10 protein-coding genes are annotated in these 14,477 nt (G+C 54.9%); 5 read left to right on the top strand and 5 right to left on the bottom strand.

Translation table 11 applies throughout. The annotated features are described in order from the left end of the window. Positions 1 to 182 precede the first annotated feature (182 nt). Positions 183 to 2,579, top strand: coding sequence for a hypothetical protein (locus SH248x_RS15105; RefSeq protein WP_459555128.1), 2,397 nt, complete (start codon positions 183 to 185; stop codon positions 2,577 to 2,579). Positions 2,580 to 3,055: 476 nt separating this feature from the next. Continuing rightward, positions 3,056 to 4,201 carry a tetratricopeptide repeat protein gene (locus tag SH248x_RS15100; RefSeq protein ID WP_459555127.1) on the top strand — a complete coding sequence of 382 codons (1,146 nt, stop codon included), beginning with the start codon at positions 3,056 to 3,058 and terminating at the stop codon, positions 4,199 to 4,201. A 187-nt stretch (positions 4,202 to 4,388) separates the two neighbouring features. Here the strand turns inward: SH248x_RS15100 and SH248x_RS15095 are convergent, their stop codons facing one another. Continuing rightward, positions 4,389 to 4,715, bottom strand: a complete 327-nt coding sequence (locus tag SH248x_RS15095) for a hypothetical protein (protein WP_459555126.1) — start codon at positions 4,713 to 4,715, stop codon at positions 4,389 to 4,391. Between the two features lie 228 nt (positions 4,716 to 4,943). Beyond that, the gene (locus tag SH248x_RS15090; protein WP_459555125.1) at positions 4,944 to 5,411 is read right to left on the bottom strand and encodes a hypothetical protein; all 468 of its coding nucleotides are present in this window, start codon (positions 5,409 to 5,411) and stop codon (positions 4,944 to 4,946) included. 444 nt (positions 5,412 to 5,855) lie between these two features. Here SH248x_RS15090 and aspS point away from each other — a divergent pair, with 444 nt between their 5' ends. Then, a complete protein-coding gene (gene aspS, locus SH248x_RS15085) occupies positions 5,856 to 7,622 on the top strand; it encodes an aspartate--tRNA ligase family protein (protein WP_459555124.1) in 1,767 nt (588 codons plus the stop codon). A 110-nt stretch (positions 7,623 to 7,732) separates the two neighbouring features. Then, a complete protein-coding gene (locus SH248x_RS15080) occupies positions 7,733 to 7,945 on the top strand; it encodes a hypothetical protein (protein ID WP_459555123.1) in 213 nt (70 codons plus the stop codon). 6 nt (positions 7,946 to 7,951) lie between these two features. Here the strand turns inward: SH248x_RS15080 and lptE are convergent, their stop codons facing one another. The 3 genes from lptE to recO form a co-directional block, all read right to left on the bottom strand. Beyond that, positions 7,952 to 8,506, bottom strand: a complete 555-nt coding sequence (gene lptE / locus SH248x_RS15075) for an LPS assembly lipoprotein LptE (protein WP_459555122.1) — start codon at positions 8,504 to 8,506, stop codon at positions 7,952 to 7,954. 98 nt (positions 8,507 to 8,604) lie between these two features. Next, positions 8,605 to 10,206 (bottom strand): tetratricopeptide repeat protein, encoded by a 1,602-nt coding sequence (locus SH248x_RS15070; RefSeq protein WP_459555121.1) that lies wholly within the window; start codon positions 10,204 to 10,206, stop codon positions 8,605 to 8,607. Positions 10,207 to 10,307: 101 nt separating this feature from the next. After that, positions 10,308 to 11,060, bottom strand: a complete 753-nt coding sequence (gene recO, locus SH248x_RS15065; RefSeq protein ID WP_459555120.1) for a DNA repair protein RecO — start codon at positions 11,058 to 11,060, stop codon at positions 10,308 to 10,310. Positions 11,061 to 11,623: 563 nt separating this feature from the next. Between recO and SH248x_RS15060 the strand changes: the two genes are divergently transcribed. After that, positions 11,624 to 14,458: a COG1361 family protein gene (locus SH248x_RS15060; RefSeq protein WP_459555119.1), complete on the top strand. Its 2,835-nt coding sequence runs from the start codon at positions 11,624 to 11,626 to the stop codon at positions 14,456 to 14,458. The last annotated feature ends 19 nt before the right edge of the window (positions 14,459 to 14,477 follow it).

Raw genomic sequence — 14,477 nt, 5'->3', positions numbered from 1 at the left:
GATTCATCTTCCATCATTACTAGTCTTTGTCATTTGATCGATTGTCTCGTGTGGCATATCCGAGACTTCCGGGTCACGTAGTAACAATGTCGCATTCGTAAGCAAAAAATGTAGTTCTTCTGATCCATCAGACCGCCATGCTCGTTTGCACGATAACCTTCTAATAATGTCATGGCAGGTTCATGAAGATCGTCAAATACTGGCCGCTGTCTCTGCTTCTGATCGTTGTCGCCATTTTGGGCGCGCAACTTTCATGGAGACTCACGGTCTCGGAAACCGGCTGGTCGACGTACCGCGAGCAGTGGACCAGTGCCGTGGTCAGTCTCATCGGAATCTCACAACAACGCCTCAGTGATCGTGATCCCGTCGATCAGGCGAGTTTCTGGTTACGTGAGGTGGAGAGATGCCAACGCGACAACGAAGATCCAGAGTTGGCGATCGGCGCTGCATGGATGCTGGATTCCCCGCAACTTGGCTTTACTCGTCATCACTTCCGCGTGAGAAATGACATCAGCGTTTCTGTCCTGCCTCTGAAGTGGCGACTGGAACGGGACGACGAAACGATCAATGTATTGTCTGCTGAGTTCGAGTCCCTCTGCCGGGACGCTTGTCTGGCGAAGGTCGACAAAGCCATCCACCTCGATCCTTCCAACCCAGAACTGCGTCGAGCGCAGGCATTCATGCTGTTTCGCGCGGAAGTCACAGGACTTGAGCTCGAACCACGGAAAGAAAGCTGGCTCTCTGCCCTCGATGAGTGTGCGCAGGCCGATCCGGACAATGCACTTTACGACTATCTGGCTGCCCTCTATTTGTGGAAATCATCGACAGACTACTCTTACGCGGACGACGGCTACACTTTGAAGGTTCATGACGCCGACCGGTACGAAGAAGCAAACAGACGTCTTGCCGCCGGGCTGAAAAAATCTGACCTGAAGTTTCGAATGACCTCTTACGCAGCGACACTGCGATTTCTCGATGACACAAAACTCTCATCACTCGATTCCTTGAAAGCGGCTAATAGCAGATTGATCGAGAGTCGGACGACCAATCTCCTGCTCTCCATCATGAGATGGAAGGGAGTCGAGCGAGACGAAGCGAAACGATCCGGTCGGCTCGATGCGGAACTCATGGCAGTACGCCAGATCCTCGCGATCTCGAATCAGATCAGAGAACCCGAGAACACTCTCGGCCCTCTTCATTACAGAATGATCCTACAAAGATGGAGCCTGGCCAATCTGGAAAACATTCATGAACATCATCCAGATGCCATGAGTTCCGAAGAAGCACTTACTGTTTCAAAGCAACTGGCGAATGTTCAGTTGGAACTTGAGATCCTCGGTGAAGTGTTCAGCAAAGCTGCAAAAAACAAACCAGCCAGTCCAGAGATTTCACCAGGCTCAAACGCAGTTGTCATCAAAGCTCTTTTACCAGCCCTTGCAATCACAACAACTCCGCAACTGGTCATCAGCTCTTTCTTAATGGCATTGATCCTTTCTTTGATCTCTAAGTTTTTGAGCAAAGGCGACAGAAACGATTTGGTCTCTCTGACGTGGTACATTCACATTATTGCCTGGAGCGTAGCCCTGGGCGGCAGCGTCGTACTGCTGGGAATGTTCCCTGCGGAAGTCGTCTCTCCCCGTCAGCAGACATGGCTGGTTTGCAGTCTGATGTGGATCGGCTTCGCTTCATTACTTCTAGGATGCCTTATCCTGATTCAGAAGCGTTTCCAGCTTCCCGCAAGAACTGTCGCAGGTCTGGCAGTTGCCGCCTCCATCCCAATCATCGCTGCGGTGCACGGAACAAAAATTCTTGATCTGACAGTCTCCGGAATCGGCATTCTTCATCCTGCAGTGACAGTCATCATTATTCTCTTACTGGCCTTAGTCTGTTGGGGAATCATTTACGTCCTCTGGGAGTTTGTGAAGAACACAAACTCCCCCTGTCGACTGAAGTTGATTTCAACAGCAGTAATCTCTTTGGTCATACTCGTCGGAATCCTGGCAGGAACAGCACTCGGAACACTTACTGACAACATGGAAGCGCAAACCTGGATTCCACCGAGAGTCTGGAAGGAAGCTCAAGCCCTGCACATTGATGCCCAAGAGCTACAAAGCCTGATGAAGCTCTCCGGTTCCCAGTGGATCTCAGCATTCACTCAATGGCAGATGTATTACGGCCCGGTCTTCGTTCCGGTCATCGCAATCATCATTCTTGTGAACTGGCAATTCATTCGTCGTTCACGTCAGGTCGAAGGGGGATGGACTCATATCCTTCGATTCCGCAAAAGAATTGAGCTCCGCTATGCTTGTGAACCAGCCATCAACTCCTGCTTCGTTTTCGGATGGGTCTTTCTGGCGATTAATCTGGGAGCTACCTCAACATTAATCGATCAGATGGACCGTCACTATCGAACACAGCGCACCCGTATTGAGGAGCCTGCTCAAGGCTGGGAAGACATCGTAAAACAAGCGGGTGAAATTCGAGCAGATGAAAAGACGATGTTCCGCCTGCAGGCTCAAATTGATGAACAAAACCGGAAAATCAGAGAACAGAGAGCCCAGCTTAGACACGAGAACTAACATCCAATTGTCTACCCTAAAATGGTTCCCGTAATCGGCCGACTTCTGAAGGCGTATTCGCTTATTTGAACGCTATGGTCACATTGCCCAACGCAACAACCAGTACGAGTGAATTCAATGATGACAGCTGATCTTATCGTAAGTCGTTTTAGATAGTTTACATGTTGTGAATAGCCCGCCGCATCGCAATCTCCCACCCCCTCACCCCGGCGATGAAAAGTTCAATTGGCGTCCTGCCCTCTCCGTTATGAAATACAAGAATCTCAAGGTACCAACTGTTAAGACATTTCTGTCATAACACTTCCGGCTGCCGATTTTGTATTTCTCGATCCACGTTCATAGCCCTGGCAGTCTGGGCAGTTTTGCAAGAATGACATTCTCATTCCCCGGCCCCTAACCGCCGTTGTTGCAAAACTTGAATCAATTTAGGCTCCCCGGTGAATTTTCCTGGAAATTTCTCCGCTGGGATCTCTGCTATGTCTGTCTCGTTACCTGTTGTTCGCTGGTCATTGTTTGTCTGGGCTCTGTCTTCGATGTTGCTGCTGTCGTCCAGTGGCTGCAACACGACGGCGGGCTATGTCAACAACGAAGCCGGACGTCGCATGTACGCTGGCGGGAAGTTTGCTCAGGCTCAGGGCGAGTTCCAGCGAGCGCTCGCTGACGATCCTGATAACCCCCATTTTGCCTATAATCTCGCCTCGGCGATGGAAAAGCAGGGGGATGTCGAAGGGGCACAGCGTCTTTACCGACATGCGATCAATATCGATCCTCGTCACCAGCCGTCATACCATGCCTTAGCCAAGATGATGGTCAACGAAGGCAATGTCGATGCGGCGCAACAGCTTGTCGGCAGCTGGGTTGCGACACAGCCGTATGCTGCGGAATCGCATATGGAGATGGCTTGGATTCACGAGAAAGTCGGCAACTTCAGCCAGGCAGAAGAGCAACTCGAACAGGCGCTGGCGATCAATCCACGCAGCTCATTGGCTGCTGCTCACTTAGGTCACGTTTACGAACAAACCGGGCAGGTCGACAATGCCGTTGCGATGTACGATCGCTCGCTGATGCTCAATCCGGCTCGTCCTTCGGTCCACAACCGCTATGCCTCGATTCGTCGCCAGAACTGGCAGAACATGATGGCTTCCAGCCGGACGGATGTCCCTGTGCAAGGTCCGACGATGACGGCCTCCGGGCCGATGATGCCGACGATGTCCGCTCAAGCACCGATGATGATGCCGATGTCGGCGAACATAGGGTCTGCACCGGCCCCGATGACAGCTCAGGCTGACCCTGCGTTTACTTTGGCTTCATTCACTGGCTTTGCACCCAGACCGAAACCACAGGCTCCAGCCGTTGCTCAACCTGCCATGTTCTCCCCTGCAATGATGGCCGGGGCTCGACCGATGCCCGCAGCGACGCCGAATGCTTTTCAGCCTGTCGTTCCCAACAACTATCGCCCGTTGTTTGCTCCGACAGCAGATCCTTCGATCATGCCGACACAGGTCTTCTCGGCGAAACATAGTCAACCTGCGTCTGGGCCAACCGCGAACAGCGGCGTTATTCAAGCTGGCTACCAGGCTCCGATGGCGAGTTCCAGTCGACCGGTTGTGCAGCCGTTTTGAAAATCAAAAACAGGAAATCATTCACCACAAAGTCTCGAAAGGCACGAAGATTCACAAAGAGAAACGAGGGTTTCAGAGCAGGTCAAGCTGTTACCTCCTGGAATTCCTTCGTGAGCCTTTGTGTCCTTGGAGCCTTCGTGGTGAATGTCTTCTCTTCAGCCGTATCTCATGAACGCTTCGCCCGGGCTTATTGCGGGTCGATCTGGCGGGCTGTTGGGTTTTGTTCCCAGTTGTTGATCTCTTGTAGTTGCTTACTGCGAACGTCTCCGACATTGCCGACGGCGTAGACCAGCAAGCCGCCCATGATGATGACGGCCAGCAGGATCCAGATGATGATCGAGGCACTGGCCCACTCGTAATATTCGACCAGGGTTTCTTTGACGATATCCATCCAGGTTTGATCCTGGTTATCGTGTTCCGTCGAAATCAGGGCGCGTTCGCGTTCCGAAAGCCCTTTTTTGCGCTCCTGAGCGAGGGCTTCGAGATACTCTTTGTTGGGGTTCAGGCCAGACATGGGCGACTCCGAAGCGAAATGACAATCAATGCGGCCCGCAATGATGGTTTCGCTAATTATAAAGCTGGCCCAGACCTCGGAATAGAGGTTATCCACGTCGTTTCACAGGAGGTGAGTAACCACGATCGGCAATGGTTGGGATTGTCGTTCTGTGCGCAATGCACTGGGTTAGCGAACGATCCTGATCACATTCACCCGTCTGAACATAAAGCGAATTCAGCTCAAAGGTTATGGGCGGTTGGAGTCTTTTTCGAGTATCTCGATCGTTTCGTTCCAGCCATCGACGATGCTGTAGACCATTTTGACCGTGATTCCGCCAATCACGAGCGTAATGACAACCAGCCAGACAACCATGGATTGTCCAAGAAAGGCGAGGACTTCCCAGACATACTCGAACACGAACCCAAACCAGGTCCGCGGAGGAAGGGTCGTGATCAGGCTTTCCTGGTGAGGCGTGAGGCCGTGTTCGCGCTCTCGTTTGATTTGCTCGGCGATTGTGAGGCGTTCTGCCGTCGCTGTTCCGCCAGCCGACTGGTGGGGAGCATGGACGTAGCGAGGAATCGCTGTCGATTCCGCATGATCGATGGGGAAGGGCTGGGCGATTTCGCGTGCAGCAGGTTCCTGGGCCACTCGGTCCAGACGATCAGCCAGCGAACGTAAACCGCGCGCGATGGACCGAGCCGTTCCACGGAGCATGAGAGTCACTCCCTTGATCACAAAAATCATCCTGGCAGCTATGTGGATTTTCAGGTCCTGGCGAATTGCGTCAAGCTGATTGTCCATTGTGGGGCAATATTCATCCGAAACTCATGTTCAAGCGGTTTTGACAAAACTGAAGACAAGTCGTGTGCCACGGCTGTGTCAGCCGTGCCGAGTTTCAAAGTTGATGTCATGTGCGCGCTCTCACGGCCGACACGGCCGTGGCACACCTGTCGGGATGAGATCGAGGTGGAAAACAAGGCCTGTTGTTATTGTCATTCATTCGGAACCGTCAATATTGCCCTGTCCTCGCGATTGCGGGGTCAAAATCGCTCCTTATAATAGCCCTTTCCCGCGAACCAGCCTCCGGGCTGATCGTTCGTCCTATTTCCAGACATTGACGCCCCGGCTTCGATCGCCAACCCAAGGACATCCACTCCCGTGTTACGCACTCACACCGCTGGTGAACTTCGCAAATCTCACGTCGGTCAAACTGTTGAACTGTGTGGCTGGGTCGACAAATACCGCGACCACGCCGGGATCGTCTTCATCGACCTGCGCGACCGCTACGGCAAGACGCAAATCAAGTTCGACCTCGCCGACAACAGCGAGATTCAAAAGCAGGCTCGAAGCTTGCGCTATGAAGACGTCATCAAGGTGACCGGCGAAGTCATTGCTCGCCCGGATGGCCTTTCCAACGCGAAACTCGAGACCGGCGAGATCGAGCTTCGCGCCATCACGCTGGAAGTTCTCAATAAGTCACTGACGCCTCCCTACATGCTCGATGGTGATCTGCCGAATGAAGAGCTGCGTCTGAAATATCGCTTCTTCGACCTGCGTCGCGCGGAGTTGCAGAAGGCGATGATCCTGCGTCACCGTCTGACCAAGACGGTACGCGACTACTTCGACGACAACGGCTTTCTGGAAGTCGAAACGCCGATGCTGGGACGCAGCACGCCGGAAGGGGCTCGCGATTACCTCGTGCCAAGCCGGGTGCACGAAGGCAGCTTCTACGCGTTGCCGCAGTCGCCTCAGATTTACAAGCAGATCCTGATGGTCGGCGGGTATGATCGTTACTTCCAGATCGCCCGCTGCTTCCGCGATGAAGACCTGCGAGCCGACCGACAGCCGGAGTTCACGCAGATCGATGTCGAGATGTCGTTTGTCGAAATGAATGACATTCTGACGACGATCGATGGACTGGTCTCGACCGTGTTCGAGAAGATCCGCGGCGTCAAGCTGCCGACGCCTCTGCCACGTTACTCGTACCGCGATGTCATGGACAAGTACGGTTCCGACAAACCCGACCTGCGATTCGGGATGCCGATTGTCGATATCTCAGACATCGCGAAGGAATCGACCTTCGGCGTCTTCAAAGACACCATCGCCGCTGGCGGTATGATTCGTGGTCTGACGATCAAGGGCGGGGCCGACAAGTACTCGCGCAAGATGCTTGATCAGGATCTCAAGGCTTTTGTCGCGGACTTCAAGGCCAAGGGACTGGCTTACTTCAAAGTCACCGACGGCAAGCTCGATTCCTCGATCGCCAAGTTCTTCGATGAGGCGCAACAGAAGGCGATCATTGAGAAGATGGAAGCCGAGAATGGCGACCTGCTGGTCTACGTCGCTGACAAGTATTCCGTCTGCTGTGCGGCTCTGGGGGCATTGCGTAACCGCATCGCCAAAGAGCAGAAGTTGTACGATGCACACGACTTCAACTGCTGCTGGGTCATCGACTTCCCGCTGCTCACCTACAACGAAGACGAGAAACGCTGGGACGCCGAACACCACCCGTTCTGTTACCCCGTCAAAGACGACGTCGAACTGCTCGAGACCGATCCGGGCAAGATTCGTGCCCAGTCTTATGACCTGGTCTGCAACGGCTACGAAGCCGCTTCGGGATCGATCCGTATACATGATCCGAAGGTCCAGCAGAAGGTCTTCGATCTTCTCAACATCAAGCAGGAAGAAGCGGAGCGACGCTTCGGCTTCCTCCTCGAAGCGCTGCGATACGGTGCACCGCCACACGGCGGGATCGCCCTCGGCTTGGACCGCTGGGTCATGCTGATGCTCGGCTACGACAACATCCGCGACGTCATCGCGTTCCCCAAGACGCAAAAAGCCAGCGACATGCTGACGGGCGCTCCTGCAGAGGTCGACGCCAAACAGTTGCGCGATCTACACATTCAGTTGAAGCCGCAGTCGTAAGTTCTGAGAGATCCGTGTGCCACGGCCGTGTCGGCCGTGAGATTTCGCGTTTGACGACAAATTAGAATTCCACGACTGACACAGCCGTGGCACACAGGAAGTGTCTTATCGTGGTTATTCACAAGACGAGAAAGCCAGACCCCGAGGGGGATCCTGATCGCGATGCTTGGCAGTCGATCATCGTCTATGCGCTGTGCCTGTCGACCTGCTTTATTGGGATCGTCATCTACTTCCTCTTCGGCGGCGGGAAGGATTTTGTTTCGCAGTTGCAGCGAATCAATCAGGAAGAGCGGGCGGCAGGGAAGCAGGAACCAAGGCGGTAAAGGTCCTTACCAGGGTTCTTCCATCATGTCGACGATGTCGGCGGACAGCTTCTTGAATAAGCTGCTTTTCGCGGTTGCCAGGGACTGGCCGACTTCCGGGGCGAACTCGGCTTGATTGACGACGTTGATCGTCTCGGCGTTCAGTGGGATCATTCCCTGGGCGAGGATCTGTTTGCTGCGGAGATCCTGCCAGGTGACTTCGACGGCGAGTGAGACCTGCAGCTGGCGCGGGTCGTCGTACTGGTTCTCGCCGAGGACACTCTTTTTGGTGTCGACGATGCGTCCGGTTAAGCGGGTATCAGCGAAGGGCTCTTTAGCGAGTCGGAAAGGCGTCCGGTTCTGGACTTCTTTCTGGACGTACTCGGTCAGCTCTTGTTCCCAACCTCGACGAAACGAGGTCGAGGAGAATGTCGGGATGTGGACGGTCCGGATTTCGGGGCTGTAAGGAGCGCCGACGACATAACCACAGCCGGGGATCGCCAGCAACGCGAACAACGATCCCAGGACGGCGCGTCGAGAGACGTTCCGCGAGGAATCCGCTGATGGTGTGGGCTCAGTCATAATTGTGTGGCACGGCCGTGTGGTCGTGGGAATTCGTGGTTGGCGTCAACTTTGAAACTCGGCACGGCTGAGACAGCCGTGGCACACAGAGAGTTGCGTTAACCGCCGGTCAGGTCGAGTGTGGCTTGACCTGGGGTTGATCCCGGTGAGGAACCTGGGGGCGGAGTATCGCCGGGAGGGCCGTTTAGATCAACGCCAGTTTCCGCTGGTCGGCCCGGGTTGACAGGCGATCCCTGAACACCGCCTGCGCCTTCGTCTTTGCGACGGAAAGGAGGAGGAATGAGGTTCGGGAAGCCATTGGATCGTTTGAGTTCCTGCTCGGGAACCGGTGTTGGCTGCAGGTTGGGAGCCGTTGCGCCCGGTGCTTGCGGTTGAGCAGCTGGCTGGCCGGGATTCTTGACGAAGTTCTCGGACTCGAATTCGCCTGCCCCCTGGATGGCGAGCAGGAGGGTGTTCTTGTCGCGGTAGTTCGGCAGCTGTTTGAGAAGCTGTTTGCACTTCTCGGCGTAGACAGATCCCGGGTACTGATTGATGATCGAACTGCAGTACAGCGTCACTGATTCGAAGTCGCCTTTACGCAGGTAGAAGACAGCTCGATCGTAATCACGTCGGATAATGGCATCATCGATGCGAACCAGTTCCGCCTGCAGACGGGCTCGTTGATCTTCGGGGAGATCGCGGAAGATCTTCAGAGATGCTTCTTTGAGTTGCTTGGCTTCGGCCAAGGATTTGGAGTCGTAGCTGGATCCCAGGTAAGAGGCCTGGGCAACGTGTGAACCCAGTAGGAAGGCGTCTTTGGCGTGTGGACTGTCCGGGTACTCTTCACGCAGCAGTTTGTACGTTTCGGAGGCTTCAAAGAAGCGTCCTTTCCGCAGCTGGTAACTGGCGGTCAGCATCAACGCATCATCTGCCAGCGGACCCGTCGGGTCGTGCAGCCAGATGGATTTGAGCGACTCGAGAGCGCGACCTTCGGTATCGAATGTCGGGCGTTCTTTGTCGGTCAAGTTCAAGAAAGAAGGCGTTTCGGTCTGGTGACCGTCTGCAACCTTGGGACGGCTAGCCTTGCCATCATTGGTGTAGTTGGCGGGGACGACATCGCCTGTCGTGGTGACCTGCAGATCCATCCAGATGCCAGCGATCTCGAAGAGGCGTCGTGTGGATTGTTCCAGGTAACGAGTCGTCGGGTAATCGTTGACCAGCTTCAGGTAAGAGTCCTGAGCTTTGGGATATTTCTTCTGCTGATAGTAGACTTCGCCGAGCAGGTAAAGGGCTTCTTCGCGAAGGGGACTATCCGTGTAGTGAGGATCGCGATCGCTGGGGCTGACGAAGGTGTTTTTGAATGTTCGCTTGCGCTTGCCGTAGTCGTCGAGACGGTATCTCTTGACGATTTCATCGAGTTCGTTTTCTGCTTCTTTGTATTTGCCGGCTTTGACGAGCTCTTCAGCTTTGATCATGGCCTCGATCCCTTTGCGGGATGCTTCGCGAGCTTTCGCAGTCGCGGAATTGTCCGCGCGACCATTGCTCGGAGTGAAGCCGACCGGGATGATGCCGTTCTTGTCATCGATATCGACGCTGGCCATCGTTGCTTCGGGGTTCGCAAACGGGTCGAACGTTGCTTCGGCGACGCTGCTTTTGCGAGACCAGGGGGATGCACAGCCTGAGAGCATCAGCATCGAAACGAGAAGTGATGCGCGTGCCATGCTCACTGCTTTGGGTGAGCATGCCGAGTATTGAGACGACGACATCCAAAATGGCCGAAGAGCATGCTTGCCCAAAGCTGCAAGCATGGCACGAGATGCTTTTAGAACACGTTCAGCATACTGAGCATGCGAGGTTTGCGATCGAGAGCCGCCGAGATACTGGAATTCAGGAAGCTGCGAATTTCTTTGTACTGGTGATCGGTGATCTTGAGGTTGTCGATGAGCTTGTCCTGGCCACTGGTGAGCATGCGCAAGAGCGCGAGCGTACCGCCAGAGATATCTCGCGATGGGATCTCGGGCTGCCGGCATTGAGGGCATAGTAACACACCCTGGCTGACCCAGAATGTGTACGTCGTCTGTGGTTGAATCGGAGTTCCGCACTGGCACTGATCCAATATCGGCAGGAGTCCAATCTGCTCAAGAAGGGCTAACTCGTATAAAACGAGCGGTTTACGCAGATCGGGCTGATGGGAAATGAGGTCGAGGGTGTGAATGCTGCGGTCAAAGAGGGGAACATGTTCGTCGCGCTCACTCATCAGACCATCGAGCAGTTCGGCGATGTAGTACCCGGCGTACACCCGATTGAGGTTATGATCGGCTGGACGGAAACGGGTCACCAACTGCGCTTCGGTCAGAAGTGAGAGGGCTTCATGTTTGGGAAGGAAGACTACCCGGCAGTGCGCGAGCAGGTCAAGAGCGCCTTCGAAGGGGCCTTTGAGACGTTTGGCCCCTTTGGCGAGCGTCGAGAGCTTCCCGAACTCGCGTGTGAATAAGGTCACCACCTTGCTGGTTTCGCTGAAATCCGCCTGACGGATCACAATCGCGTCGGACTTTTCAGCGTGAGAAGAGGCCATGAAAACTCGTCCATGATCAAAAGAGGGATTGTCAAAATTACAATTTTTGCGGGGTTGGTTACCAGGACAATAGCAGAATCCTGCTTCGGATGAACACGGAGAAACGAAGTCACGAGGCTTGAGTCATGAGGAAAACCGTCAAGCAGTGTAGGTTGGCTGCGGGAGCCGAGAGGTTTCGAGGTCAGTAAGAATTTGAACCGCCGAGGACGCGAAGCTACGCAGAGATTCGGAAGAGAAATTTAAAGTGCGGACCACAGATCAACACGGATGCACACAGATCAAAAACAGAGGACTGCGAGGCTTTCAGAATTCATACCTGACTGCTGAATGGTTTTATCTGTGTCAATCTGTGTTCATCCGTGGTTGATTCCCCCGCATCAAGACCAATGCGACCAGAAAATCCCGCACAATCGATAAATCTTTGCCAAGCGGTTTAAGCATTACAGGATTTACAACCGATAAGAACCGACGTGAGCACATCACGTCTTCGTCTGAACGACCCAACTCGAAACGGGTAAGCGGGTCAGGCGACCTGTCTTTCGAGTGGAAAAAGGAGTTTTCCCATGCGTCACGGTCTTTGGAAATTTGCGGCTGTCGCCGGGGTGGCTTTTGTATCCAATACAGGGACCGCTGCGGATGCTTTGAATGCAACAGCGCCAGCGGGCGGTACGGTCAGTTCGGGCAGCAGCAGCCTGTTGCTGGCTCAAAGCGGAGTGACCCCTCGCAAGAACTATTACAATGATCTGTTCTCGGAGAAACCAACTCCGACAACGCCAGCTGCGAAACCAGCTGCCCCTGCAACGGGCGCAGCGACTGGTCTGCCAGCGACAAACCCAGCGTTGAATGCGACCAACTACGCGGACCTGTTCCGTCAAAAGCCCGCCCCGACAACGACTGCACAGGCAGCGACTGCCCCTGCTCAAGCTGTGCCGAACAGCTTTTACGGTGGTCAGCCTGCAGTCACACAGGCTTTTCCAGCGGCCAAGCCACAACAACCTGTGACAGCGGCTCCGGTCCAACCTGGTTTCAACCAGACGGTGGGCGGTCCTGTTTCGTACGGCCAGCCGAATTATGGTCAGGCCAATTACACGACAGCCAGCTTTGGTCAACCACTTAACGCTCCGACTGCTCCGGCAGGTCAGGCGAGCTTCAATGCTGGAGCTTTTGCTCCAACAACCGCTGCTCCTGCGGCTGCACCTGCTGCCCCGATGATGGCGACTTCTGGCCAACCATTCGGGCAACTGGCAGATCCTGCCTTCGTGACGAATCCATTCGCGGCAGCACCAGCGGGTGTTGCTCCTCAAGCTGCTCCTGCGACTGCGGCTGCTGTTGCTCAAGCACCTCAGGCTGCTCCTGCTCGCCCTGTTATGCCAACACCATCGCCGACGGCGTTTGATCCAGCAGCCTTCCAGCCTGCCCCGGCTCAGCCAGTTGCTCAGCCTGCAGCTGCGGTTGTTGTTGCAGACAACAAAACCTTCACGACGACTCCTCAAGTCGATGCCATGCAGTCGACCTTCAGCAAGTTCAAAGCCAGCGAGCCAGACAGCTCGCGCAGCTTGAACTATGCTGACTATGCACGAGCCAAAAACCAGTCAACCGCTTCCGATGTCCGCACGGTTGCTGGCACCGAGGCCACGAATGCTGCCAACAGCTTCCTGGCGGATCCATTCATGGATCAGAAAGCTGCTCCAGCGACTCCAGCCATGGCACCGATGACGCCACCAGCTTCGAAGGAAGTGGTCGCTCAACCAGCTGCTGCTCCGAGTCCTGCGAGCGATTTCACCGTCGAATTCCTGAAGAAAGAAGCAGCCGCGACAGCTGCCAAGTCAGCTGCACCAGTCAAGGAACCATTCCCTGCCGTCAAAGAAGCTCCTCGGAGCAATGTGACGATCACTCGCGGCGTTCCAGCGAAACAAGCTCCACAGCCTGCACCGCTGGCTCCTCCCAAGTCAACATTCTCATCTTCCGTCTCGACGAACCGCGAGTTTGCTTCCGCAACTCTGGGCGGCGAGCACGAAGTTGCCAATGGTCCGCAAAAACCAGTCGTCAAGATCTACTGGCGTAAGACCAGCGACTTCAACATCGGTCGTGAATGTACCGCTGAGCTGGTCGTCGAAAACCAGAGCCAGGCCGATGCTCACGATGTCGAAGTTCTTGCTTCCTTCCCGACACTGGTCCGATTGACCGACGCCAAACCTGCCCCAGAAGAGAACGGCGGCAAACTGCTGTGGCGGATGGGATCACTGCCTGCCGGTAAGACGCAAGTCATCGCTGTTAAGATGATCCCCAGCCAGTCAGGTGCTTTGAACGTCGCTGCTGATGTCCGCTTCTCAGCGAGCTCGGCCAGCGAGTTCCAGGTCTACGAGCCAATGCTCGCTGTCGAAGTGGCTGGTCCTGAGAAAGTCATGGTCGGTGACCCTGCTTCTCACTCAGTCACGATCAGCAACCCAGGAACCGGGATTACCAAAGACGTCAAAATCGAAGCCGTCATTCCCAAAGGGATCGAACACCCACGAGGCGAGAAGCTTCTGCTGGATGTCGGTTCTCTGAACCCTGGGGAAACCCGTACGGTCCGCCTTGCTCTGGCTGCGACTGAAGGGGGCGATCACAAAGTCGTCATCCTGGCCTCTGCAGAATCAGGCCTGAATGCCAAGGCAGAATCAATCGTCCATGTTGTCTCTCCTGAGCTGACTCTCAACGTTGATGGTCCTGCCCTGCGATACATGGGACGCAGCGGGAAGTACAAAATCGCCGTCAAGAACTCTGGCACAATCGGCTCCAGCAACGTCCGCGTGATGCACAAGATCCCAACCGGGATGCAGTATGTCTCGGCTGACAAGGGGGCAACTTATGACTCAGAAACACGCATCCTCAGCTGGTTCGTGGGACGTCTGGCTCCGGAAGCCACTGCTGAGATCGAAGTCGAGCTGATGGCCAAAGAAATGGGCGAATACGTCCACTATATCCGAGCCTCCAGCGAACACGGCAGCCAGTTTGATGCCCAGGTCGCGACCCGAGTCGAAGGGGTTTCTTCGCTGACTCTGAATATCGTCGACGTCAACGATCCCGTCGAAGTCGGTGCTCCGACCTCTTATGAGATCGTCGTCAAGAACGATGGTTCCGTCGATGCCACCAACGTCGCGATCGCCTGTGAACTCCCTCAAGGCGTCCAGTTCATCTCCGCTCAAGGCCCGACCGATTCCCTGGCCGAGATCGACATGATCCTGTTCCGCCCTCTGGCTCGCTTAGCTCCTGGTGAAACAGTCGTCTACAAGCTGAATGTCAAAGGTCTGGTCGATGGCAACCTGAGAACCCGAGTCCGACTGGCCAGCGACTCAGCGGATCAGGCGTTGACCTTTGAAGAACTGACTCGCTTCTACGGCGACTCCAAGAAATAAGGTCAACTGACCTTCATCA

This window comes from Lacunimicrobium album (assembly GCF_052161635.1).
Classification (GTDB): Bacteria; Planctomycetota; Planctomycetia; order Planctomycetales; family Planctomycetaceae; genus SXPC01.
Note: the sequence above shows the minus strand (reverse complement) of the source record. Positions and strands in the feature narration are given on the sequence as shown.

Excerpts from the sequence above, each read along its gene's own strand:
- SH248x_RS15060 (WP_459555119.1), top strand. The coding sequence starts at position 11,624 with ATGCGTCACGGTCTTTGGAAATTTGCGGCTGTCGCCGGGGTGGCTTTT.
- SH248x_RS15105 (WP_459555128.1), top strand. The coding sequence starts at position 183 with ATGAAGATCGTCAAATACTGGCCGCTGTCTCTGCTTCTGATCGTTGTC.
- SH248x_RS15100 (WP_459555127.1), top strand. The coding sequence starts at position 3,056 with ATGTCTGTCTCGTTACCTGTTGTTCGCTGGTCATTGTTTGTCTGGGCT.
- SH248x_RS15070 (WP_459555121.1), bottom strand. The coding sequence starts at position 10,206 with ATGGCACGCGCATCACTTCTCGTTTCGATGCTGATGCTCTCAGGCTGT.
- SH248x_RS15090 (WP_459555125.1), bottom strand. The coding sequence starts at position 5,411 with ATGCTCCGTGGAACGGCTCGGTCCATCGCGCGCGGTTTACGTTCGCTG.
- SH248x_RS15095 (WP_459555126.1), bottom strand. The coding sequence starts at position 4,715 with ATGTCTGGCCTGAACCCCAACAAAGAGTATCTCGAAGCCCTCGCTCAG.
- lptE (WP_459555122.1), bottom strand. The coding sequence starts at position 8,506 with ATGACTGAGCCCACACCATCAGCGGATTCCTCGCGGAACGTCTCTCGA.
- recO (WP_459555120.1), bottom strand. The coding sequence starts at position 11,060 with ATGGCCTCTTCTCACGCTGAAAAGTCCGACGCGATTGTGATCCGTCAG.